The sequence below is a fragment of the Mycobacterium sp. genome, assembly GCF_046330795.1.
In the GTDB taxonomy this organism is placed as follows: Bacteria; Actinomycetota; Actinomycetes; order Mycobacteriales; family Mycobacteriaceae; genus Mycobacterium.
In genome coordinates this window covers 425,196-449,026 of the sequence record NZ_JAXLSA010000001.1, presented here as the reverse complement: position 1 = coordinate 449,026, position 23,831 = coordinate 425,196, and the positions used below count along the sequence as shown (strand labels likewise).

The following is a 23,831-nucleotide window of genomic DNA, read 5'->3' as shown; positions in this document are numbered from 1 at the left end:
TGAAAACGGTCCGCCCCGACGATCGCTGTGCGTGTTGCGATCGCCGGGGCGGACTGATGATGCTGTTAGTCGAGGAGCCAGTCGTTGGGGCCGAACAGCTCACAGTGCACCCTGTCGCCCGGGATTCCGCGGGAGGTCAGCTGCGCGCGGACGGCCTGCACGAATCCGTTGTTCCCGCACAGGTACACCTCGGCGCCCTCGGGCAGCGTGACGTCGTCGAGGTTCAGCAGCCCGCGGTTGTACTCGTACCAGACCTCGAGGCTGGCGCTCGGCAGTGCGTCGACCAATTCGCGCTGACGATCGCGCAGCGGATGGGTGGCTTCGGTCCGGTCGGCGTGCAGCACCTGGACATCGGTGTCGGGTGCCTGCGCGAGGAGGTATTCGAGCAGCCCGATCATCGGGGTGATGCCGATACCGGCCGAGATCAGCACCACCGGCGCAGAACCCGGGGTGGGCAGATCGCCGAACGGCACAGTGACGTCCAGCAGATCACCGACGACCACGTTGGCGCGGATCCAGTTGGACACCTCGCCGGCGGGATGGTCCCCTTCGGCATCGACGGGCTTGACCGCGAACGTCAGCTCGCCGGTTCCCGGCGCGTTGACCAGGCTGTACTGGCGTAGCTGACGGGCACCGTCGGGCAGCGTCACACCGACCGAAACGTATTGCCCGGCAACGAAGGTCACCGAGTCCTCGGCCTTGACGGTGAGCAGGACGGCACCGGAGGGATCATCGACCCGGTCGGTGACGCGCAGCCGGCGGAAGACGTCGCCGTCGGAAACCCCGGCCGTCGAGTACAGGCCCCGCTCGGCGCTGATCAGCGTATCGGCCATGATCCAGTACACGCGGTCCCACGCCTCGGCCACCTCGGCCGTCACCGTCTCGGCGCCGAGCACCTCGACGATCGCGCCGAACAGATTGTCGTGCACGATCGGGTACTGCTCGGCCGTGATGCCCAGCGACGCGTGCTTGTGCGCGATCCGGGACATCATCTGAGCCGGGTGGGGGAGTTCGGGATCGACGAGGTGGGTGGCGAACGTCGCGATGGAGGCGGCCAGAGCGCGTTGTTGGGCACCCTGCGCCTGGTTGCCACGGTTGAACAGATTGCGCAGCAGCTCAGGGTGATTCCCGAACATCCGCCGGTAGAACGCGGTGGTGATCTCGTCGATGTGGGCACCGATCAGGGGCAGGGTCGCCCTCACGATCTCGGCGTGGGCCGGCTCCAGTTCCACGGTGTCGACAACGGTCATGACGGATTCCTTTCAGTTGTGATTGACAGAACGGTCGAGAGCCTTCTGGCTCCGGCCAAGTCCATGAGGGTGTGCTGGTCGAGTTCGGCGTAGAACGCCTCCTTGGCCTCGGCCAGCGCGCGGCGCAACCGGCAGGCCGGCACCAGCGGGCAGGGGTTGTCAGGGCTCTCGCAGTCGATCACCTCACGGTCGCCCTCGAGTTCGCGAACCAGCCAGCCGATCGAGACGTGCCGGCCCGCGTCGGTGAGCTCGAGGCCGCCGACCCGGCCGCGGCGCGCGTTCACCAGCCCGAGTTCCACCAGTTTGGAAACGGCCTTGGCGATGTGATGCTCGGACGCGCCGGCGGCCACGGCGATGCGTCGGGTAGTGATGCGCTGGTCCCGCGACTCACCTGCGGCCAGCAGCATCATGGCGCGCAAGCCGAGATCGGTGAAGCGGGTCAACTGCATGACCCAGACGCTATTAAATACGCATTCCAGATGCGACTTTTAGCGACGTGGTGTCAAACACCAGGATTCGTGCGGCTTTTCTACCTGCGCATCAGGTCCGGGGGAGAGCTGCGTCACCGCCCAGGGCCGCGGCAACCTCGCCGGCAACACGCAAACCGGACTCGATCGCGCCCTCGATGTAGCCGGCGTGTTCGCCCGCGGTTTCGGCTCCCGCCCAATGGATGTGGCCAGTGGGTTCGGCCGAGACCGGCACGAGGCCGTCCGTATGTCCGATGATCGGCAGCGCGACGTAGCCGCCGCCTACATGAGGGTCCAGATGCCACGACTTCTCGTGCCAGTCCCGGGGCTCGAGTACGCCGGTTCCCAGGCGCGCGGCAAGTGTGTGCAGAATTGTGGAACGCCGATCGGTGTCGCTGAGTTTGTCGATGTCGCGCGCTTCCGGCCCGGCGATGAGGACACACAGGTGGCCCGGGCCGTCCGGAGGTGAGGTATCGAATACCGCCATCCGGGGCTCGGTCAGGGAAATGAATTCCGCATCGCCGCGCTCACGCCAGAATGGGCAGTCATAGATAGCGATCGCCTTGTACACCGAGCCCATATAGGTGTTGTCCTGCAGTGCGATCCGACCGGTGGGCAGTGCGGGCCGGTGCTCGATCCGGGCGGCCATCGGCGGCGGGACGGTCACGATCGCCCTGGCGGCGCGGTACACGCCCGTCGCCGAATGGACCGTGACGCCGTCGTCATCGCGATGCAGGGCCGTGACCGGGCTGTCGTACACGACCTTTCCGTCGAGCCCGGCCGCCAGCCGTTCGGCCAGCGTTCCCGCGCCCTCGACGAGCAAACTGTCCTGAGCACCGCCCGCGGTCGCCAGCATGGTGGCCAGTCCGCCCTCGTGGCGGATCATTCCGAGGAAGGCATGCATCGAGAACCGGTCGAGATCGGCTGTGGTGGCCACCGAGACGAGAACTTCCAGGATGCGCCGCGCACGACGATTCGGCACCCGCTGGAGCCATGACCCGACACTGCGCTCCTGCCGCGAGGGCCGGATACCGGTCCTGCACATGACCTCCCAGGCAATCACACTGGCGATGGCGACAAGTGCGGCCGGGCTCGAGTATCGGACGGTGGCCGCACCGTCGACGATCGCGGGCCGCTCGGGTGTGCGCATGGCGAACACCGTCGTCCCGAGTTCGACGGCCAACGCTTCGAAACGGTGGTGCCCGCGCCCGATCCACTGGCCGCCCAGATCGACCCGCGAGCCCAGCGCCGTGGATTCGGCCAACATGCGCCCGCCGGGGCGTGACGCGGATTCGAGCACGACGACGTCGATACCGCGCCGCCGCAATTCGCGCGCCGCGATGAGCCCGGCCATTCCGGCGCCGACGACGGCAACGGTGGCTGGTTGGTGCTGGGGCATTTCATCACTCCAATAGACTTCTATAGTCAGTCATCTGTATTATTTTTGGGCTTTCGCCGTGTCGGGTGGGGCGCCATCGGCTGCGGGTCGGCATACGCGACGAGCATGTCCAGGGCGCGCTGCAGATCGCGGCGCGCGCGGTGGGCGTCGGGCCTGGCGATGTATTGCAGGATCAGCCCGTCGACCTGGGCGAGCGCCAGGCGCCCGAGGGTGTCGAAGCCGACGGCGCAGCGTTCGCCGGCGGCCCGGGCGGCCTGCTCGCAGAAATCCGCCACCACCGAGGTGTAGCTGTCGTATTGCTGGTGCGCCAGGCGGTGGTCGCCGTTGCGCACGGCGTAGGCCAGTAGCTCGTACTGCATGATCTGCAATCCGACGTTGTCCTCGACCAACTTCTCCCAGAAGCCGGTCACGCCTTGGCGCAGCACATGCTCGACACCCTTGCCGGGCGCCAGATCCGGCCGGAGCGCATCGGAGATGTCGCGGATGACCCGGGTGATGACCGCGTGGAGCAGCTGATCCTTGGCCGGGAAGATGTATTGCACGGTCCCCAGCGACACGCCCGCCTCGGCGGCGACCGCGCGGAGCGTCATGGCGGCCACGCCCACATTGCTGAGCACGGTGACGGCCGCGGCGATGATCTGGTCCTCCCGCTCGGCAGCCTTGAGGTAAACCACGGGTTCTCCGATCCGGGACTGTGGCACTACGTCCGATGATTGTCATACAACTGACTTATTTTTGCAACGTGGTGGCCCACGATCAATCCGCCGGGCCGGGTTCATCGGGCGGCATACTTGTCGTACCCCCCTGCGACAATTGCTCATGACGAAATCGATCCATCACCGTCTGCACATCCTCGAGGCCGCCGATTGGAAGGACGGCGTGATCACGCTGCTCGATCCCAGTTCGCCCTATCGGCCGTGGCGTTACGCCTTCGGGGAGACTCGCCCAGGTGACTGCGCACTGCTGGTCCTGGGCACCGACCCGGTGTCGGTACTGACGGTGCTCGGCCGCATCGATGACAAGGGCGGCCTCGACGGCTGCACGTTCTCGCAGCAATACCAGCTCAATCTGGTGGACCTGACCACTCTGGCGATGCTGGCCAACGCGTCCGAGGCATTCACCGACTGGCGTCTGGATGACGAGGTGGCCGAACGGGTCATCCTGGCGCTGCATGAGAGCCCGGTGTACGGCGAACCGTTCTATTGGTGGGGACACTCATCGGTGGCGGCGGCGCGGATCCTGCTGCACTTCGGCAGCCAGTGCCATGGTTGCAACCAGCGGATCGATCTGAGCGAACCCGACGCCCGCGACCAGATCTTGGTGCACACCACCGATCCGTTGCCGCGGCCCGATCCGGGATCGCCGATCAGAGCGGTGGACGGCCCACCGCCTGGGCGTCCGTACCGGGCCAGGCTGCGTGAGGCCGCCCGCGATTGGCCTGCCGTTCTGTGTCGCGCGTGCGACTGCCGAATGCGAGACGGTGGCTTCACGTCAATGGTCGACTTCAAATTCGCCCTGCACCCGGAGTGTCCATTGTGCGAAGGAAAGCGGACCTCGAGGATCCGATACGGAATACCGGCAGACCCCGAGAGCTGGCAGCCCTGGCTCACCATGGGCGGCTGTTGCCCGAGCGATGAGAAGTGGCGGTGTGATCTGTGCGGCCACCGTTGGGAAGACCAACCGCTCTCGAATAGTACTGGTGGACATCGTTTTTGACGGAGGGCTAAGGCCGGCGCGCATCGGCGGGGCGTGCCATGTTCCGAACATGCCCGAACTGGTTTATGTTGTTCGATGTGGCACAGTCAGCGGGCAACGAAGTGGCGTCGTTGGTGGATCTGGCCGGCGACCTGGCCGGCACGTTCCCACGGACCCCGAGCAGCGGGGGCAACGTCGATCCCCAGGTGGCCGAGAAGGATCTGGCGGCGGTGCTGCGCGACGGGTACGTCGTGCTGCCCGATCTGCTCTCCGAAGCCGAGGTCGACGAGATTCGGCTAGCCGTCGAGCCGCTACTGGATCTGCGGGGTCGCAACGGTTTCGAAGGTCGCACGACCCAGCGCGTGTACAGCGTGTTGAACAAGACCCGCAGCTGCGACCGGATTGCGGATCATCCACGTGTGCTGGCGCTGCTGGACCGGCTGTTCATGCCGAACTACTTGTTGTCGATGTTGCAGGTGATCAACATCCTGCCGGGGGAGCAGGCGCAGATGCTGCATACCGACGACGGCTTCTACCCGCTGCCTCGGCCGCGAAAAGCGTTGGGCGCGGCCACGATCTGGGCGATCGACGATTTCACCGCCGACAACGGCGCCACTGACATCGTCGCCAGCAGCCATGAGTGGGGCGATCGACTGCCCGACCCCGCCGAGCGTGAACCGGTGGTGATGAGCGCCGGGTCGTGTGTGTTCTTCCTGGGGACCCTGTGGCACGGCGGGGGCGCCAACAACACCGCCGGCTCGCGCCTGGCCGTGACGGCGCAGTATTGCGAGCCGTGGCTGCGCCCGCAGGAGGCGTTCACCTTGTCGATGACCCGCGACACGGTGCGCACGGTGTCCGAGGACATCCGCCGCATGCTCGGATACAGCATCCCAAACGGCTCCTCTAGCGGCCTACGACTGGAGCGCCGTTTCGAAGAACGCCAACACCCGACCGTAAGCGTCCTCGGTCGCGGCGTCATCGCGCCCGAAGCCGATGATGCGCTGCAGCGGTTGATTGGGCAGGTCGTTGGCGAACGAATGTCCGACGCCCGGATAGACCTTGACGTCGTGGGCCACCCCGTGTCGCTCCAGTGACCTGCGCAGCCGCGGGCCACTACCCGGATTCCAGATGTCGCGGCTGCCGTAACTGGCCACCACCGGGCAACTGTCCCGGGCGATCGACTCGTAGACAGGTGGGATGGTCGGGTAGAACGGCGCCGAAGCGTCAAACCCCTTGGTACCCATCACCAATGCGAATCCACCACCCATGCAGAAGCCGACGATACCAATCCGGCCCGTGCAGTCCGGCCGGGCTGCTAACAGATCGTGTGCCGCGGTCAGGTCCTCGACCGAGGGGCCCTCGCGGGTGAGCATCGACCAGAGTGTGCGGGTGATGCACCGGGCGACACCGCCGCGCGTGTAGAGATCCGGTGCGACGGTGAGAAATCCACGCGCAGCGAAACGCGCCATGCTGTCCCGCACTTCGGGCCGCGGCCCGCGCAGATCGTGCACGACGACGACGCCCGGCCACGGGCCCGATCCCTCGGGGACCATCAGCTCGGCATTCAGTGGCCCGTTCGGCGTGCCGATGGTGACCGGTTGCGCCGTCACCCGCCGATGGCCTTCGGGTCGGCGTCGATGTAGCGGGCCAGCGCCGCGCGCAGGGCCTTGACGCGCTTGCCCGCATCGAATTCCAGCAGTGCCGCCTCGGCCGCCATGCCGACCCACAGCTGCGCTGCGGCGTACGGATGTGCCCACCCCATCGCGGTGAAGTCCTCCTCGCAGGTCGCCGAGTTCTGCGCGTTGCGCGCGCGCACCTCCGCGGCCGTCACCGGCTCCGCCCGTGCCTCCAGGAGTAGCGACCGCACCCCGCGCTCTCGCAGGCAGGCGTCGAGGTAGGTCCGCGTCGCCCGCAACAACCGGTCGGCCCCCGGCTGCGCGTCACCGAGCACGGCGCGGGCCTCCGCGAGGATGCGGTCGTGGAAATCGCGGTGCAGCACCAGGAGATAGCTGGCCCGATCGGGAAAGTGGTGGAAGAAGGCACCTTTCGAGACGCCGGCCTCTTCCACGATGCGGTTGACGCTCAGCCCGGCCAGTCCGGTGGTCCTTGCCAGCCGCACGCCGGCGTCCAGCAGGGATTCACGGGTGCGGGCCGCGGCCTCCTGCCGATTCACCGTTGGCCCGCAGAACTGTCCCGCGCGCGCATCCCGTCCAGCAGGTACACCGCGTGTCATTCGCGTCATGATCACCCGCTCCCGAGCATTTCACCGACCGGCCGGTCGGTATGTTCATACACGATAGACCACGCCGGGCTCTTCGTCCACGGCACCATCGGAGGCAGCCGGTTGCACGAGCCTTGGGCCACATTGGCCGAGACCAGCAGTCAGACCAGATGAATAGCTATGCGCCACAAGCCAATGCGTGTATCAGTGTTGTCCGAGAAAGCTATTCCAGAATTGTGCGGTCAGCATTGGTGCGCGCGGGCGGCATCGAGCAGCTCCTCGACAGCGCTGCTCAGACACTGCTCATAGACCTCGGGGTCGGGGATGGCCTTGCGGTCCGCGGTGAAGCAAAAGGTCACGCGGTTGCCGTAGCTGCCGATGCCGTTGTTGAGCCCCATGCCGTCGAGCACCGGACCAAGGCCGGTGGTGTCGACCATCTGTGCGCCGCAGAAATACATCGGGGTCAGCGGTCCGGGGACGTTGCTCACCAGGGTGTGAGCGGCGACGGTGCGCCCACGCCGACTCAGAGCGCGCACGGCGGCCCGTTGCACAGTTCCCATCAGACCGCCGAATGCCTCCTCCGACATCGCCATCAGCGCGCGGACGGGGTGGGCGCCGGAATCCTTGACGTGCGCAGTGGATGTCGCGATGCGCGCGAGCCGGTCGAGCGGGTCGGCTTCGTCGGTCGCCATCGTAATGGGCGCGATCGAATACTCATTACCGCTGGTCCCGGTGCTGGTCGACGAGCTCACCGCGCCGCTGGCGCGGGTGGTCGTCGGCCGGATCGAGATCGGCATCATCGCCACCATGGCCTCGTCGGGCAACTCGCCCTTGTCGAGGAGGTAGCGGCGGATGGCCCCGCCGACGACGGCGACACCGACGTCGTTGATCGTTGCTTCCGGCAGCGCCGTGCGGATCTCCTTGAGGACGTCGAGCGTCGTATAGGCGGTGCCGAACACCCGGTGCGGCGACACGACCTGGTTGAACCTGGTCGCCCTGGGCAGCGTCGCCGGCGATGTCACGGCCGGGTCGCGGGTGTCTGATACGAGCGCGGGCAGTTGGGGCGCCACCTTGCGGACCTGTCGCAGGATGTCAACCGGCCGGGTGGCACCGTGCAGCGCAGCGCGGCTCAGGAGGCCGAGATCGGACGGGATGGCATCCGGTTTCCACTCGTAGCCCTCGGGCACCGGTGGCGGCCCCCCGTCGGGCTCGTGACTGTGGATCGCGGTGAGGATCTCGGCACCGGCGACGCCATCGATGGCGGCGTGGTGCACGCGCAGGAATATTGCGAAAGCACCCTGGGGCAGATGATCGACCCCGTCGAGCCCGTCGATCAGGTAGAGCTCCCAGGGCGGCCTGGTGAGGTCGAGGGGCCGGGCGTGGATGCGTGAGATCTGGGTGCACAGCTGCCGCCAGCTTCCCGGCCGCGGCAGGGCGATGTGCCGGACATGGTATTCCAGGTCGAAGTCGCCGTCCCGGATCCACCAGGGCCGGTCAAGCCCGAACGGCACGTGGACGAGCCGTTCCCGGAAGCTCTCGGCGACGTGAAGGCGTGCATCGATGTACTTCAGCACTTCCTCGTAGGTGACCGGGTCCCGTGACCCACTGCGCGTCGACGGGTCGTAGATGCCGACTATGCCGATGGTGTTGTGAGCGGTCGAGGTGTCGAGTGACACCATCGTCCAGTCAGCGCTGGAAAGCTGGCGCATGATCCCTCCTCGCCGTCGTCAGGATTGGTGTCGCAGCCCGGACGCGCTGAGGACCGAGGCGATGTGGTCGTCGTAGGCCGCCCCGCGCCACGCGGTGACGTGGCCGCGTGGGCACCACTCGATCGACGGCTCGTCCCAGTGGTGCCAGAGCTGGGCAGCGCCGCGCGGCGGCGCGATCCGGTCGACCTGTCCCGCCACGATGTGGCGCCGCTGGTGCGGTACGAGGCACGGCCGGGCAAGCGGTGAGACGACCCGGTGCACGAGCTCCGAGCGGTGGTCGTGCACCCTGCGGTGCAGCCGCCGTTTTGCCGGCGTGACCGGCTCGGCGTCGCGCATCGACGCGGCCAGGTCACTCGTCGGGACGACGGCGACGAGACAGGCCAGGTCGCCCTCGAGCGTCGACAGCAGATTGATGACGTAGGAGCCGAGGGACAGACCGAGCAGGCCGACCGAGGGTGCCTGCTGGTCCTCGCGCAGCCACCTCAGCAGTCGGCGGACGTCCCACACCGACTGGGTGAGCCCCAGCACGTTGTTCGTCGCGAAGATGTTGGACGCGAACTGCCGCGAGGGGGAGAAGCCACAGGAGCGCGGACCGTGTAACGGGAGCACGGGGAGCGCGACGTTGATACCGAGCTCATCGTGCAGACGCTGCACACGCAGGATCTTGGCGTCGGACGACCGCCCCATCCCTTGTCCGTGGACGGCGACGAGCCACGGTCGGGGGGCTCCGGGGTGGCGCAGTAGCCGGACCGCCACCTGTTCGTTGGCATGAAACGTCAGCCACCGCTCGCCGCCGGGCTCGCCGGGCCCGGGCCGCCACCCACTGTCGAACCGCGCGACTTCCGTTCCGGGCGAAAGGGTTTCGAGGTGAACGTCACCTGGCGCGTTCGGACGCCGGTGCCGGAGCTGCGGAGCGTCGAGCCAACCGGCGTCACCGTAGTAGCGAACAGCGGCATCGAGTTCGGCCGACGCCGCCGCGTAGTGCTCCGAGGACCCGAGCGACGACAGTAACGGCATCGGTGCTGCCAACAGCGCGTCGGCGGCTGCGGCCATCCCGAGCCCGATCGACGGCTCCGGCACCGGAACGCCGTCGCGCGTGGTGACGCCTCGCCGGCGCGCCGTATCCGCGCGCACGACCTCGCGGGCCCCGGCCACGCCGGCCGCCAGAAAGGGGGTGGCCGCCGCGGCCAGGCCCAGCCAGCTCGCGAGTCTCACCGCTGCACCTCCGTTGCGCCCCGAAGGCTCACTGGTCTGCCCGTGGTTCACAGACACTGGAGGAACCATCGAGGAAGCTGAATCGAAGGCCGTCGAGTAGCCGTGAGTTGCCGCTTCGGACACCACACCAGCTTTGCAGCCTTGTTCATCGATGGTGGGCCATATCCGTGAACTCAACTGTCGTGTCGCATCGAGCTACGGAAACGGACGCCACCATCGTACAATTCGTCACTGTGACGTAAGTAGGTAGCGGAAGTGTGGCGTCGAGGACGGGGTGTGGGTCGATCTGTCGGGCTCGCGAGTCGCGGCGGCGGCGCGGATGAGCGTCCGCGTGGTGCACCGTCCAATGTGCAAACTGCAAGAGGGCGGATGCTCGCACCGGCGATGGGAAGAGATCAGTGCGGCGGCGACAGGACCACCGAGGTGAGGATGGCCTGAATGATTGAAGTCTCGCCACCGCCATTACTCCAGGTCCACAAAGTACCGATAAGCTACATTATGTCAAGTTAATGCAGTGTTTTGCACTGGGGCCCAATTGTTCTCGCCTATCGCGCAAGGCCGAGGAACGCCATCATCGCTCGTTCGACCTCGACGACTTGCTCCGCTGTCAGCCGGCCAACCCGGACGTGGACATTCGACCTCTTAACGGTCGTAAGCTTGTCGATCATCACGTCACTGTCGTGATCGAGTCCAGATAACCGGCCGTCTCCGCCGGCAATCCGGATGCGTATCAATGGTGCATCCAACAGCGTGCTCGACATCGGAGCGACCGTCACTGAACTCGTGGCATCAAAGAGGTCATCCTGAACAATCACCGCAGGGCGCGGCTTGGTTGCGTAGACGCCACCCGCTACGGTCCAGATCTCCCCTCTGATCACTCGTCTTCCCATGGCGCCGAAATGGCCTCAATGAAGTCCTGGTCATCGGAGCTATCGTCCGCTCGTGCGACCAACGAAGCCTGACGATGCGCCTCAGCGGCAAAACTCGCAGTGCGCACGTCTGGCACCCAGACCTGCAGCGGCCGCAGACCCCGCTCCCGCATCCGCCGTCGGTACTCGCCGACCCTGTCCCTCACCGCCATCCCGCCATGTTACATGTAACGCCAAGACTAGCCGCCCCCGATTGTCAGATCGGCCGGGTAGGAATCTCAGCAAAGTGCTGAAGCGCATCGCTGAGGTGCGGACAGTGTGCCTCTATCCGCGAGCCCGCGGGCGCCGGCGATTCATAGCGGAGAAATAAGGCGGAATCGAATATGGCGGGTTACCAGTAAAGTACGTCGTTTTACGCTGCTGCCCAACGACTTTCAGCAGCCTGGTGTGACGATCGGCGGTGCGCGGAGTCCGAGATGGCACATTGAATCAGTGATCCGGGTGCGTGACCACACGCAGTTCTAGCTGGGGTATCCCAGCGAAGTCATTGGGATTGCACGTGTACAACGGCACACCGTGCGCGACGGCACTGGCCGCAATGAGCGCGTCGTAGGCCCGCGCGGCTGGTTTGCGGCCCGACGTACGCAGCGCGGCAGCGACGGCCCCAAACGCCCGCGCACTCTCGGCGTCGAACGGAAGGACTTCGAAATCCGCCTCCGCCTGCTGCAGGTGTTGCTGACGTGCGCTGCGTTCGACGTCAGCTTGGGCGACATGCGGCCCCACGGACAGCTCAGCGAGAGTTATCGCACTTATTACAGACTCGTTTGGTAACTCGTCGGGATCCGCCAGCTGGCCGAGCAGAATCACCGTCGACGTGTCGAGCATGCCTCTCGACCGGTCAGCCGATCCCTTCACAGTGACGGATCCGCCACGCTGTCCACGTCCGAACGCAACTTCTCCACGTCCACACGTGGCAGGTTCCGGCGCCGGCGAATCAGCTCAGTGGGACTCACGCTAGGCCGTGGCAAGGGGCTCAGCACGGCCACTGCCGCACCATCACGCGTCACCACGATCCGCTCACCACGCTCCACTCTGCGCAGCACTTCCCCACCGTGGTTGCGCAGGTCGCGAACAGTCACCACCTCAGTCACATGCACTAGAGTATCACCGGTGAGACATATCCGCATGGCCGGATGCCGTACAGACCGCACACCTTAGGAATACGGCGGAATCGAATATGGCGGGTTACCAGTAAAGTACGCCGAATTAAATTGCGGCCCAATTGTTTTGACGAGAAGCCACTACAGATCTAGAACGAAGCGCAGTGCTTGGTCCACGGCTTGCACCTGTTCGGGACTGATCATTCCCTGGCGAGATGACAGTCGTTCGACGGAGACTGCTCGCAGTTGATCGCAGCGTGCGTATGCGGTGTGGTCGAGGCCACTGCTCGCTGGCTCCAGCTCGACATGGCTTCGCAGCCCGTAGCTGGCTGTCGTGATTGGGACGACGACCACCAGCCCGCCCGGTCCGTTGTTGAGAATGTCGACCGACACCACCACCGCGGGGCGGCGAAAGGCTGGCTCGTGGCCGACTGGTTGGCCGAGATCGACGTGATAGACCTCTCCCCGCCAGATCAAGCCAATGCGTCCCATTCATGACGTTCGGCGAGGTATTGGTCCCACAGTTCGGGGTCACTGCGCAGTCGCTGGTAGTCGCCATTGAGCCCCCGCAGGAACTCTTGCCTCTCCAAGGCGTCGATGGCTGCGTGCACGACATCGATGACCGCGGTTTGGCGCGCCTTGGCCAGAGATTGCAGCCGCTCCGAATCGGGACGGCGGACTCGGACGGTTGTGGTTTCTGCTGCCATGGAACCAGTGTAGACGAATTGTAGACAGCCGCCCTGGCGGATCGATCCATGTGTTCACCACGTCGCCAGCACCAGGCCTCAAACCGCCGAGGTGACCGCGCCGGGACGTCGTTCCTGGTGCACCTGGTTGAGAAACCGGCCCACGGCAGCCACCACCGGCGCTGTGCGGGTGCCGTCGATGAGATCGAAACCGTGTCCCACACCGGGCAATTCGATGTAGCACACGGCCGACTCGGATACCGACCGCAACCGTTCAACGAACCCACGCTCACCGACGGGGATCAAGCCGTCGTTGGTCCCGTGGACCGCCAGGAACGGCGGCGCCGACGCGTGCACGCGTTCCATGGGCGACGCCGCACGAAAGACCTCTGGGCTGCGAACCTGCGGTCGGCGATAGGGTCTTGTCGTCGACTTCGACGGTGGTTTTCGTGGAACTGCCGTCGGCGCCGCGCGTCGTCAGGATGATTGTTCTCTGGCTGACGGAGTCGACAGTGCCGCGGAATGGTCGTCGCGCCTCCCCAGGACTCCGCCAAGGCTGCGCGAAGATGTCGGAGGTGCCGACTACTATTTCGGCGGCGCACCCGTGCCTGGCCGAGTAGCCGTCGCCAACAGAGGCTGCGTGCTGGGTCCGCCCCTCCCCTGTCTTGATGGAAAGGATGAGCTGTGAGTTACACCGCAGCGGACATCACCGAACTCGACGATGTCCAGCACACCCGCTTGCGGCCGGCGGTGAACCTCGGACTCGACGTGCTCAACACCGCGTTGCGAGAGATCGTCGACAACGCGATCGAGGAAGTTGCCGAACCGAGCCACGGTGGATCGACCGTGACCATCACGTTGCATGCCGACGGATCGGTCAGCGTCGCCGACGACGGTCGTGGCCTTCCGGTCGACTCCGACCCGGTGACCGGGAAGAACGGCATCGTCAAGACGCTGGGCACCGCGCGGGCCGGCGGCAAGTTCTCGGCGCACACCGACGCTGCCAGCACCGGTGCCGGTCTGAACGGAATCGGTGCTGCCGCAGCGGTTTTCATCTCCGCTCGGACCGATGTCACGGTGCGGCGCGCAGGCAAGACCTACCTGCAGAGTTTCGGCGGCGGCTATCCGGGCGCCTTCGACGGCAAGGAGTTCGACCCTGACGCCCCCTTCACCCGCTCCGACACGCAGAAACTGCGCGGCGTGGGCAACCGGAAGCCGGATGCCCACGGCACCACGGTGCGCATCCTGTTCGACCCGGCCGTGGTGCCGGATTCCAGCGTGGACGTCAACGAGGTGCTGCTGCGCGCGCACGCCGCGGCCCGCATGTCCCCCGGCGTGCACCTAAGCGTCATCGACGAAGGCTGGCCGGGTGACGAGATCCGTCCCGAGCTGCTCGAACCGTTCAGCGGACCGTGGGGCACCGATACTCTCCTGGACCTCATGTGCGCCGCCGCGGGCACCCCGGCGCCCGGCGTGCGTGCCGTGGTGGAGGGTCGCGGTGAGTACACCACCGGGCGCGGCCCGACGCCGTTCCGGTGGTCGCTGACAGCGGGGCCCGCCGAACCGGCCACCGTGGCCGCGTTCTGCAATACCGTGCGCACCCCCGGCGGCGGATCACATCTGACCGCCGCCGTGAAGGGCCTGTCCGAAGCACTGGCCGACCGCGCGTCCCGGATCCGCGATCTGGGCCTGGCCAAGGGTGAGGACGGCCCGGAGGCGCAGGACTTCGCGGCGGTCACCGCGTTGGCCGTCGATACCCGCGCACCCGATGTGGCCTGGGACTCCCAGGCCAAGACCGCCGTGTCGTCGCGGTCCTTGAACGTCGCGATGGCCCCCGAGGTCGCCCGCAGCGTCACCATCTGGGCCGCCAACCCCGGCAACGCCGAAGCGGTGTCGCTGTGGACCACGCTGGCATTGGCGGCCGCCAGGGCGCGACGCAGCGCCGAGGGTGCCAAAGCCCGCTCCCGGGCGGCGTCCAAGGCCAAGGGGCTGGGGACGAACCTGTCACTGCCGCCGAAGCTGCTGCCCAGCCGGGAAAGCGGCCGCGGGTCGGGCGCGGAGTTGTTCCTGTGCGAGGGCGACTCCGCCCTGGGCACGATCAAGGCGGCGCGCGACGCCACCTTCCAGGCCGCCTTCCCGCTGAAGGGTAAGCCGCCCAACGTCTACGGCTTCACGGTGAGCAAGGCCCGGGCCAAGGATGAGTTCGATTCGATCGAACGCATCCTCGGGTGCGGCGTGCGGGACAACTGCGACCCGGAATCCTGCCGGTACGACCGGATCCTGTTCGCCTCCGACGCCGACCCCGACGGCGGCAACATCAACTCGAGTCTCATCTCGATGTTCCTGGACTTCTACCGGCCGCTGGTCAAGGCCGGCATGGTGTACGTGACACTGCCGCCGCTGTTCGTGGTCAAGGACGGTCAGCAACGGATCTACTGCCAGGACGAAAACGAACGCGACGCCGCGGTGGCGCAGATGAAGTCCACCTCGAAACGCAAGGTGGAGGTGCAGCGCAACAAGGGTCTCGGTGAGATGGATGCCGACGATTTCTGGAACACCGTGCTGGATCCGCAGCGGCGCACCGTGATTCGGGTGCATCTCGATGACGGCGACCCGAAGCTGCACCACACCCTGTTCGGTGGGCCGCCCGAGGGCCGGCGCACGTGGATGGCCGACGTCGCGTCCCGCGTCGACACCTTGGCACTCGATCTCGACTAGGAAGAATCACCTGTGACCGCCACCCTGGACGCTGCCGAGCAGAACCCCGATCTGGTCCTCGACCAGAGCGCCGACGACTACTGGAACCACTACCAGCTGACCTTCGCGCTCTACAGCGTCAGCGACCGCGCCATCCCGTCCGCGTTCGACGGACTCAAGCCCGGCCAACGACGGCTGCTGTATCAGATGTACGACTCCCGGCTGCTGCCCGGCAACAAGCCGCAGAAGTCCTCGAAGGTCTGTTCGGCGGTCACCGGCAATCTGCATCCGCACGGCGGCGCGTCGATGTACGGCGCGGCAGCGCTGATGGCCGCGGAGTTCCAGCGGGTGAAAGTCATTGACGGACAGGGTGCTTTTCCCCGCATCCAGGGTGATATCCCGGCCGCCGACCGCTACACCGAGATGCGGTTGTCGGCACCCGGTGCGGCGCTGACCGCGGAGCTCGCCGATCACGCGGTGCCCATGGTGGCGACGTTCGACGGTGAGTGGATCGAGCCGACCGTGCTGCCGGCCCAGTGGCCGGTGCTGCTGTGCAATGGCGCGGTCGGCATTGCCGAAGGCTGGGCCACCAAGGTGCCCGCGCACAATCCTCGCGAGGTCATGGCCGCGTGCCGGGCGCTGCTGAAAACCCCGAATATGACCGACGACCGGTTGCTCAAGCTCATTCCGGGTCCCGACTGGGGCAGCGGCGCCACCGTGGTCGGTACCGCCGGCCTGCGGGAGTACATCACCACCGGCCGGGGTGCGTTCACGGTCCGCGGCACCGTGACGGTCGACGGAAAGAACTGCGTCATCACCGAACTGCCGCCCGGTGTCGCGAGCAACACGGTGCAGGAGAGGATCCGGGCCCTGGTCGAGTCCGGCGAGATGTCCGGTGTCGCAGACATGTCGGACCTGACCGACCGGCGCCACGGCCTGCGCATCGTCGTCACCGCCAAACGGGGGCATGACGCCGAAACCATCCGCGAGCAACTGCTCGCCCTGACACCGCTGGAGTCGACATTCGCTGCCAGCCTGGTCGCGCTCGACGAGGACCGGGTACCGCGCTGGTGGTCGGTACGCGAGCTGATCTCCGCATTCCTGCATCTGCGCGACTCGGTCGTTCTGCATCGCAGCGAGTATCGGCTGGAGAAGGTCACCGCGCGGCGCCATCTGGTGGCCGGCCTGATGACCATTCATCTGGATATTGACGCTGCGGTCGCGGTAATCCGCGGCTCCGACACGGTCGACGAGGCCCGCCAGGGCCTGCAAGAGCGATTCGCGATCGACGCCGAACAGGCGGATTACGTTCTGGGACTTCAGCTTCGGCGTCTGACCAAGCTCGACGTCATTGAGCTGCGCGCCGAGGCCGAGAAGCTGGACGCCGAGTTCGCCGAGCTCACCGAGTTGGTGTCGAGTCCCGATGCGCGCCGAAAGGTGATCGACCAGGAGCTGGTGGAGACCGCGAAGCTATTCAAGGGCGCCGAGTTCGACCGTCGCACCGTCCTGGACTTCGACGCAACGCCGACAGCGTCCAGCTCCGACGAGGACGGTCCCCGGGAGCGTAAGTCGAACGCCGCGTGGCGACTTGACGACCGCGGCGTGTTCTCCGACAGCCACGGGGATCTGCTGACTTCGGGACTGGGCTGGGCAGTGTGGGCCGACGGACGGATCAAGTTCACCACCGGCAACGGTCTGCCCTACAAGATCCGCGACATCCCGGTTGCGCCGGACATCACCGGGCTGCTGGCCTCCGGTGTTCTCGCTCCCGGATCGCATCTGGCATTGGTGACGCGGCGCGGAAAGGTGCTGCGGATCGACCCCGCCGCAGTGAATCCGCAGGGCGCCGCCGGGAACGGCGTGGCCGGGGTGAAGCTCAGTGGCGACCGCGACCCAGATGACGCAGTGATCGCCGCCCTACCACTGACGTGTGAGAACGGCGAAGCCATTCTTTCGATCTCCGAAAAAGGTTGGAAGGTAACCGAAGTGGCCGACATCCCCGTGAAGGGTCGTGGCGGCGCCGGCGTCGGCTTCCATCCGTTCGTCAACGGGGAGAGCACACTTCTGTCGGCGACGGTCTCGGCCACCGGGTTCGTCCGCGGCAAGAGGGCCGTGCAGGCACAGAAGCGTGCCAAGGCATCGGTCAAGGGCTCGGGCAGCGACGTAATACCCGCTACGTAGCCGTCATCGCGCACACTGGGACGCGCATTCGATCGCGATGGGAGGAACGATGCCGGACATCAGTCCCGTCGCCGAATTCGACTTCGTCATCGTGGGCGCAGGCAGTGCCGGTTGCCTACTGGCCAATCGGCTCAGTGCCGACCCTGACCACCGGGTGCTCCTGATCGAGGCGGGCGGCAAGGACGACTGGTTCTGGATCAAGGTGCCGGTGGGCTATCTGTACACGATCGCCAACCCCCGCACCGACTGGTGCTACACCACCGAGCCCGACCCGGGGCTGGCCGGCCGCAGCATTCACTACGCGCGGGGCCGCGTCGTCGGCGGCTGCTCGTCGATCAACGCCATGATCCATATGCGCGGACAGGCCGCCGATTACGAACTCTGGGCGCAGGCCACCGGTGACGAGCGCTGGCGCTGGGGCGGCTCGGATTCCCCGGGTGCGACGCTCGCGATCTACAAGGAGCTGGAGGACTATTTCGGCGGAGCCGACGAATGGCACGGCGCCGGCGGTGAGATCCGGGTCGAGCGACCGCGGGTGCGCTGGAAGATCCTCGACGCCTGGCAGGCCGCCGCCGCCGAGGTCGGCATTGCCCCGATCGACGAGTTCAACCGCGGCGACAACGCCGGCAGTGCGTACTTTCACGTCAACCAACGGCGTGGCCGTCGCTGGTCCATGGCGGATGCGTTCCTGCATCCCGTCGCTCACCGACCCAATCTCACCGTCTACACGCAGACCCAGGCCGTGCGGCTGCTGATGGACGACCAGGTCGACGAGGGTCAGCGTCGCGGTGCCTGGACCACCGCTCAGCGCCGCGCTACCGGCGTGCGGCTATTGAAGGACGGCCGGATCGTCGACGTCCGCGCCCGCCGGGAAGTGATCCTGAGCGCCGGTGCGGTCGGCTCGCCGCACCTGATGCAGGTCTCGGGCCTGGGCCCGGCCGGGCTCCTCACCCAGCATCAGGTGTCGGTGGATGTCGACCTGCCCGGAGTGGGCGAAAACCTCCAGGACCACCTGCAGATTCGAACGATCTACCGGGTGCGCGGTGCCCGGACCGTCAACACGCTGTACCGGAATTGGATCACCCGCGGCGGCATGGGACTTCAGTACCTCACGTTGCGATCGGGACCCATGACCATGCCGCCTTCTACGCTCGGGGCTTTCGCCAGGAGCGACCCCGCGCTGGCCAGTCCCGATATGGAGTGGCACGTTCAGCCGTTGTCCTTGCCGAAGTTCGGCGACCCCCTGCACCCCTACGGCGCGATCACTCCCTCCGTCTGCAACCTGCGCCCCACCTCGCGCGGCCATGTGCGCATGGCCGATGCTGATCCGCTGACCAGCCCGAAGATCTTGTGCAATTACCTGTCGACCGACGCCGATCGCCGTATCGCCGTGCGGGGGCTCCGGATGACCCGGCAGATCATGGCCGCGGCACCACTGGCCCGCTACCGCCCGGAGGAGTTGCTGCCCGGCCCTCAATTGGTGAGCGACGAAGACCTGCAGACGGCGGCCGGCGAACTCGGCACGACGATCTTCCACCCGGTGGGCACCTGCGCGATGGGGGCCTTCGACGCGCACGGTCGACCGCGGTCGACCGCCACCGTGCTCGACACCGACTGCCGCGTGTACCGCGTCGCCGGCCTGCGAGTGGCCGATGCTTCGGCGATGCCCACCATCACGTCCGGCAACACCAACGCACCTGTCATGCTGATCGCAGAGCGCACAGCGCGGGCGATCCTGGGATAGTCGGACGAGCGTCGCGGCGCATGCCGCGCCCGCACCAATCTTGTTGGTGCACTGCGGACATGGCCGACAGGTTTTTGGCTAGCTCGGCCCAGAATTCGATAGAGATCCGTTCGAATCGTCGTCACGGCTCCGGCCTCGCCCGCAGTGCCGAGTTCGGTGCAGCAAACGGGCCATGCGGCTGTCGCTTTCGGGTCAGCCTTGCGATTAACACCTATAGTGGCCGCGTGCAGTCGGTTCGGTATGTGCACGTGCCGCAGGGGTGGAACGGACGCTGGTGACTTCAGAGGGTGAATCCCAGCGCATCGAGCGTGCGCGGAGTCTCTATCCGATGACACTGTCCCAGGTGCCGGAGCGAACGATCCGGTATGTCACGGCCATCCTGGTGCCTGGGTTCGCGTCGGTCTGCCTCATCGCGATGTTCTCCTCGGATGGCCCCGCTACCATCTGCCGGCGCACCATCGCGCTGCTGGTGTGCGTGACAACCATTCCGGTCGGTATCGCGATCGCGCGAATGCACTTCGGCAAGGCCTGGCGACCGCAGTCGGTCAAGCGCGTCAGGTCCAGCGTGACCGCCATCGTCATCTACGCCGACCTCGGGCTGACCGTGATCCTGTTCACCTTTGTCGACCCTGAAGCAGCCTTGTTCGGCACCGCAATGTTCGCAATCATCGGCACGCTGACCGCCACCTTCACCGGTCGGGTGATCGTCATCGGGCACATGACGTTCACCACCGCGGTGATCACCACACTCGCGATCCTGACCTGGCGAGAAGGGACGCACGATACCGCCGCCGTCCTCGCCCGGTGGGCGACCGCAATGTTGGCCACCAACGCCACCCTGTTAGCGCTCAACGGCTTCACCCGCGGCGTGCAGGCGGCACTCGACACCCAACTGGTGAACGCCACCCGAGATCCCCTGACCGGCCTGCTGAACAGGCGCGGTCTGGAGCTGTGGGTCAACCGGTCGCTCAGGTCGCAACCCGCCAGCCTCGATTTCATACTCATCGACCTCGACAATTTCAAGCGGGTCAACGACACCCACGGCCATCGCACGGGTGACAATGTGCTCGTCGCAGCCGCCAACCGACTGACCGCACGTCTGGCCAACGGGGGTTTACTGGCCCGCACTGGCGGTGAGGAGTTCGCCGTCCTGATCACGACGTCGGAACCTGGCGAGCTGGCCGAGGCGATGCGTGCGGCGGTGTACGAACCGACCGACCCGGTCCGGGTGACCGCCAGCGTCGGCGTCGCAACGTTGACCCGCGACGAGATCCACGGCGATGCAGTCCCCGCGCTGATCGAGGGCCTCCGCCGCGCCGACATCGCCCTGTACGAGGCCAAACGGGCCGGGCGCAACTGCGTGCGCTGGTACAGCGACACCTTGGACAAGGACCATGACCCGCCGTTGCCGCCGGGCTCGGGCCGAACCCGGCGTCGCCGATAACCCGCCTGCGCGGTGCCGGTAGCGTGGGAAACCGTGAATCTCTCCCGCGTGTCCTCCGCCCTCGTTCTCACAGCCGGTGCCGCCTCCGTCGCCCTGACGCTCTCCGCGTGCGGCAGCGACGCGCACCCCGAGGCGACGAAGACCAGCGGGCCGTCCATCGGCGACGTCTTCACGTCGACGGTCGCGCCGGCGGCCGCCGAGGGCTGCCCGACGGCGGCCCCCGCCGAAGGCGGCACCCCCGAGTGGACGTTCTCGGGGGCCAAGGGCAGTGTGACCGTCACCGGATCCACCGATACCGCGGCCCCCAGCGTCAAGGTCCAGGCTCCGTTCAGCGTCTCCGAGACACAGGTGCACACCCTGAAGGCCGGCGACGGCCCCGTCGTGGCGCCCACCGCGACGGTCTCGGTCTGCTACATGGGCGTCAACGGCCGGGACGGATCGGTGTTCGACAGCAGCTACACTCAGGGCACCCCCGTCGACTTCCCGCTCGGCGGCGTCGTGCCGGGATTCCAGAAGGCCATCGCCGGGCAGAAGGTCGGCTCCACGGTCGCGGTGGCCATGACGTCCGCCGACGGCTACCCCGACGGTCAGCCCGCGGCCGGCATCCAGCCGGGTGACAGCCTGGTGTTCGCGATCAAGATCCTCAACGCCCAGGGCTAGTCCCGCTCGCTGGTCCGGCCGCCGATTGGAGTGCGGCGCGGGTACTCACCGGTCCTCGATCGACCACGTGTAGCGGGACTCCGGGGTGCCCTCGCTGCCCAGCATGAAGGCACGGTGGTACCGACCGCGGCGCGCGATGCTGGCGAACCACGTGGCCAGGGTGCTCATCCGGTTGCTGACACCGGTCAGGAACGCGATGTGGATGAACCCCCATGCCAGCCACCCGATGAAGCCGGTGAGCCTGATCCGCCCGACCTGCAACACCGCGTTGCCGCGGCTGATGGTAGGCGGCCGAGCCGAGATCGCGGTACCCGGAACGGTTTGCGGGGCCGGCCGGCCAGGTCGTTGCGGATGCAGGCGGCGATGGTGATCCGCCCTGCATCGCGTTCTCCGCCACGCCGGGCAGATCGTCGCGGCCGGCCAGGTCGCCGATCACGAAGACCTCCGGATGTCCGGGCACCGACAGATCGGGCTCCACCGCGATCCGCCCGGCGCGATCCGCTTGGGCGCCAAGCACTTCCGCGACATGCCGGGCGAACGGGACGGCTTCCACTCCAGCGGTCCACAGCACCGTGCGGGTCGCGTAGCGCTCGGCGGCTCCGTCGGCCTTCGGCGTGATGGTCACGCCGTCCCGTTGTACGTCGGTGACGTGCACCCCCATGTGCATCTCGACGCCGAGCCGCTTCAGGGTGCGGGTCGCGTTGGCGGCCAGATCCGGCGCGAAGCTCTTCAGGATGGTCGCTCCCCCGTCGAACAGGAGCACTCGGGCGTCCTGCGGCTGGATGCTGTGGAACTCGTTGGACAGCGTGCGCGTCGCCATCTCGCGGATCTGCCCGGCCAACTCGACCCCGGTGGGTCCGCCACCGGCCACCGCGAACGTCAGCCACGCATCGCGCTCGGCGCCCGCCGGCAGCGTCTCGGCGATCTCGAAGGCGGTGAACAGGCGCTGGCGGATGGTCAGCGCGTCGTCGAGGGTCTTCATGCCCGGCGCCCACTGCGCAAACCGCTCGTTGCCGAGATAGGACTGCCGCATCCCCGCCGCCACCACCAGCACGTCGTAGCCGAGCGTGAACGTGGTGTCGTCGGGCCGCAGCACCCGCAGGGTCCGCGAGACGGGGTCCAGTTCGGTTGCCTCGCCGAGCAACGTCGTCACATTGCGGTAGCGGCGCAGCTCCTCGCGCAGCGAGCGGCTGATATGCCCGATACTCAGCTTCCCGGTGGCGCACTGGTAGAGCAGGGGCTGGAACAGGTGACTGGCGGTGCGATCCAGCAGCGTGACGTCCACCGCTGCGCGGCGCAGCCGGCGGGCGCAGAACAGTCCACCGAATCCGCCACCGACGATCACCACACGGGTGCGGGCGTTGCTCACCGCCAGCACGCTACGCGGTCGCTCAGCCGGCGGCCCACTCCTTGGCCTGCTCCAACTCGTCGAGGCGGAACAATCTGAACTCGCCCGGCACCATCCAGCCGAACAGATGCATCGCGTGGATGGCCCATTCCTTGTCGGTCACGAACGCGAAGCGCTTGAATGCGGCGTGGTTGCGCATGACGAGGCCGAGTCCCGTCTTGACATCCTCGACCAATCCCCCGGGCCCGAAGCCCTCGTAATCCGGCGCGACGACCTCGACCACCCGGACCTCGTCGGCTCCCAGAGCCGCCTCGAATTCGGGGGCGAGCTGGCGGAAATCGTCACCGCGAAGCCGGCCGGAGACCCGGATTCCGGTGACTCCCGCGGGCATGTCCGAAAGCAATTCGATCATCTTTGAAGGCTACGCGCGTAGCCGCCCGAGGCCCGGCTGAGCTATCCCGGCGGCAGAGGCACGACGGGGGTGGGCGGCGCGGCGGGATCGGCCGGCGGCTGGTCGTACCACCCGGGCGGCGGCGGGCCGCCGTCGATCGGGATGTATCCGGGCGGCAGGGTGGGCGCGCCGGGCGCGTTGAGCGACGGATAGCCCACGCCGGGCGTCGACGATTCCGGGGCCGTCAGGGACGTGTACCCCGGCGGCAGCTTGGGCGCCGGCCCGGCGCCGGGCGGCGGTGCCATGGACCCGCCATTCTCGACCGTCAGGGCGCTCAGCGGATCGCCGCTGCGGGACGCGTGCCACAGGTCGCGCAGGTAACCGAACGTCTGGCCCGACTGGCCGCCGCCGTAGCCCGGGTTCTGCATCTCCGGGACCGGTGGCGGACCGACCGGTGGCGCGGGAGCGGGAGCGGCGACGACGTCGGGGCCCGCCGGGGCTGCGACCACGACCGGCTCCCCGGGCGGTGCCGCGGCGGGATCCATCGGGGCGATCGGCAGCTGCGGGTCCGGGATCCCGGGATCGGCAGCGGCCGTGCCGGCGAACAGCATGGCGCCACCGGTGACGGCCGCGCCCGCCAGCGCGATCCGGGTGGCCAGGGCGAAGCGATGTCGTTCGGTCGGGGACGGCATGGG

At 67.2% G+C, this 23,831-nt stretch carries 22 protein-coding genes and 3 pseudogenes; 7 read left to right on the top strand and 18 right to left on the bottom strand.

Translation table 11 applies throughout. From position 1 onward, the window contains the following. Positions 1–65: 65 nt before the first annotated feature. From U0R18_RS02195 to U0R18_RS02180, 4 genes are all read right to left on the bottom strand, one after another. Positions 66–1,250 (bottom strand): globin domain-containing protein, encoded by a 1,185-nt coding sequence (locus U0R18_RS02195; protein WP_526365489.1) that lies wholly within the window; start codon positions 1,248–1,250, stop codon positions 66–68. Continuing rightward, positions 1,247–1,699, bottom strand: a complete 453-nt coding sequence (locus tag U0R18_RS02190) for an RrF2 family transcriptional regulator (RefSeq protein WP_526365487.1) — start codon at positions 1,697–1,699, stop codon at positions 1,247–1,249. Before U0R18_RS02190 ends, U0R18_RS02195 begins: the two co-directional genes overlap by 4 nt. Positions 1,700–1,790: 91 nt before the next feature. Beyond that, on the bottom strand, positions 1,791–3,116 hold the full coding sequence (locus U0R18_RS02185) for a flavin monoamine oxidase family protein (protein WP_526365485.1): 1,326 nt from the start codon (positions 3,114–3,116) through the stop codon (positions 1,791–1,793). A 26-nt stretch (positions 3,117–3,142) separates the two neighbouring features. Next, entirely contained in the window at positions 3,143–3,790 is a 648-nt protein-coding gene (locus tag U0R18_RS02180; RefSeq protein ID WP_526365483.1) for a TetR/AcrR family transcriptional regulator, read from the bottom strand. A 145-nt stretch (positions 3,791–3,935) separates the two neighbouring features. On the opposite strand from U0R18_RS02180, the gene U0R18_RS02175 reads away from it, so the two are divergent. Then, the gene (locus tag U0R18_RS02175) at positions 3,936–4,832 is read left to right on the top strand and encodes a hypothetical protein (protein ID WP_526365481.1); all 897 of its coding nucleotides are present in this window, start codon (positions 3,936–3,938) and stop codon (positions 4,830–4,832) included. 65 nt (positions 4,833–4,897) lie between these two features. Then, positions 4,898–5,761: pseudogene (locus tag U0R18_RS02170) on the top strand (phytanoyl-CoA dioxygenase family protein); the annotation flags it as partial. Here U0R18_RS02170 and U0R18_RS02165 read toward each other — a convergent pair. From U0R18_RS02165 to U0R18_RS02115, 11 genes and pseudogenes are all read right to left on the bottom strand, one after another. Further along, the gene (locus U0R18_RS02165; RefSeq protein WP_526365479.1) at positions 5,723–6,421 is read right to left on the bottom strand and encodes a dienelactone hydrolase family protein; all 699 of its coding nucleotides are present in this window, start codon (positions 6,419–6,421) and stop codon (positions 5,723–5,725) included. The pseudogene U0R18_RS02170 and the gene U0R18_RS02165 overlap by 39 nt on opposite strands. Beyond that, positions 6,418–6,984 (bottom strand): TetR/AcrR family transcriptional regulator, encoded by a 567-nt coding sequence (locus tag U0R18_RS02160; RefSeq protein WP_526365477.1) that lies wholly within the window; start codon positions 6,982–6,984, stop codon positions 6,418–6,420. Before U0R18_RS02160 ends, U0R18_RS02165 begins: the two co-directional genes overlap by 4 nt. A 290-nt stretch (positions 6,985–7,274) precedes the next feature. Next, complete coding sequence (locus U0R18_RS02155) at positions 7,275–8,741, bottom strand: wax ester/triacylglycerol synthase family O-acyltransferase (protein ID WP_526365475.1); 1,467 nt, start codon at positions 8,739–8,741, stop codon at positions 7,275–7,277. A gap of 18 nt (positions 8,742–8,759) precedes the next feature. Further along, the gene (locus U0R18_RS02150) at positions 8,760–9,956 is read right to left on the bottom strand and encodes an alpha/beta hydrolase (RefSeq protein WP_526365473.1); all 1,197 of its coding nucleotides are present in this window, start codon (positions 9,954–9,956) and stop codon (positions 8,760–8,762) included. A gap of 545 nt (positions 9,957–10,501) precedes the next feature. Continuing rightward, a complete protein-coding gene (locus U0R18_RS02145; RefSeq protein WP_526365471.1) occupies positions 10,502–10,834 on the bottom strand; it encodes a type II toxin-antitoxin system PemK/MazF family toxin in 333 nt (110 codons plus the stop codon). Continuing rightward, entirely contained in the window at positions 10,831–10,998 is a 168-nt protein-coding gene (locus U0R18_RS02140) for an antitoxin MazE-like protein (protein ID WP_526367367.1), read from the bottom strand. Before U0R18_RS02140 ends, U0R18_RS02145 begins: the two co-directional genes overlap by 4 nt. A gap of 316 nt (positions 10,999–11,314) precedes the next feature. Next, positions 11,315–11,710, bottom strand: coding sequence for a type II toxin-antitoxin system VapC family toxin (locus U0R18_RS02135; protein ID WP_526365469.1), 396 nt, complete (start codon positions 11,708–11,710; stop codon positions 11,315–11,317). 26 nt (positions 11,711–11,736) lie between these two features. Continuing rightward, the gene (locus U0R18_RS02130) at positions 11,737–11,976 is read right to left on the bottom strand and encodes a type II toxin-antitoxin system Phd/YefM family antitoxin (RefSeq protein WP_526365467.1); all 240 of its coding nucleotides are present in this window, start codon (positions 11,974–11,976) and stop codon (positions 11,737–11,739) included. Positions 11,977–12,126: 150 nt separating this feature from the next. Further along, positions 12,127–12,477 carry a type II toxin-antitoxin system PemK/MazF family toxin gene (locus U0R18_RS02125; RefSeq protein ID WP_526365465.1) on the bottom strand — a complete coding sequence of 117 codons (351 nt, stop codon included), beginning with the start codon at positions 12,475–12,477 and terminating at the stop codon, positions 12,127–12,129. Beyond that, a complete protein-coding gene (locus U0R18_RS02120; RefSeq protein WP_526365463.1) occupies positions 12,459–12,692 on the bottom strand; it encodes a hypothetical protein in 234 nt (77 codons plus the stop codon). Before U0R18_RS02120 ends, U0R18_RS02125 begins: the two co-directional genes overlap by 19 nt. Before the next feature lie 78 nt (positions 12,693–12,770). Further along, positions 12,771–13,070: pseudogene (locus U0R18_RS02115) on the bottom strand (alpha/beta hydrolase); the annotation flags it as partial. A gap of 285 nt (positions 13,071–13,355) precedes the next feature. Between U0R18_RS02115 and U0R18_RS02110 the strand changes: the two are divergent. The 5 genes from U0R18_RS02110 (at position 13,356) to U0R18_RS02090 (ending at position 21,397) form a co-directional block, all read left to right on the top strand. Continuing rightward, positions 13,356–15,389, top strand: coding sequence for a toprim domain-containing protein (locus U0R18_RS02110; RefSeq protein WP_526365461.1), 2,034 nt, complete (start codon positions 13,356–13,358; stop codon positions 15,387–15,389). 12 nt (positions 15,390–15,401) lie between these two features. Then, the gene (locus tag U0R18_RS02105; protein WP_526365459.1) at positions 15,402–17,549 is read left to right on the top strand and encodes a DNA gyrase subunit A; all 2,148 of its coding nucleotides are present in this window, start codon (positions 15,402–15,404) and stop codon (positions 17,547–17,549) included. Between the two features lie 49 nt (positions 17,550–17,598). After that, positions 17,599–19,293, top strand: a complete 1,695-nt coding sequence (locus U0R18_RS02100; protein ID WP_526365457.1) for a GMC family oxidoreductase — start codon at positions 17,599–17,601, stop codon at positions 19,291–19,293. A gap of 328 nt (positions 19,294–19,621) precedes the next feature. After that, the gene (locus U0R18_RS02095; RefSeq protein ID WP_526365455.1) at positions 19,622–20,737 is read left to right on the top strand and encodes a GGDEF domain-containing protein; all 1,116 of its coding nucleotides are present in this window, start codon (positions 19,622–19,624) and stop codon (positions 20,735–20,737) included. Between the two features lie 33 nt (positions 20,738–20,770). Beyond that, on the top strand, positions 20,771–21,397 hold the full coding sequence (locus tag U0R18_RS02090; protein ID WP_526365453.1) for an FKBP-type peptidyl-prolyl cis-trans isomerase: 627 nt from the start codon (positions 20,771–20,773) through the stop codon (positions 21,395–21,397). 45 nt (positions 21,398–21,442) lie between these two features. Here U0R18_RS02090 and U0R18_RS02085 read toward each other — a convergent pair. The 3 genes and pseudogenes from U0R18_RS02085 to U0R18_RS02075 form a co-directional block, all read right to left on the bottom strand. Beyond that, positions 21,443–22,766: pseudogene (locus tag U0R18_RS02085) on the bottom strand (NAD(P)/FAD-dependent oxidoreductase). Positions 22,767–22,788: 22 nt separating this feature from the next. Beyond that, positions 22,789–23,157, bottom strand: coding sequence for an STAS/SEC14 domain-containing protein (locus U0R18_RS02080; protein ID WP_526365451.1), 369 nt, complete (start codon positions 23,155–23,157; stop codon positions 22,789–22,791). A gap of 41 nt (positions 23,158–23,198) precedes the next feature. Continuing rightward, positions 23,199–23,828, bottom strand: coding sequence for a hypothetical protein (locus U0R18_RS02075; protein ID WP_526365449.1), 630 nt, complete (start codon positions 23,826–23,828; stop codon positions 23,199–23,201). Positions 23,829–23,831: the final 3 nt, after the last annotated feature.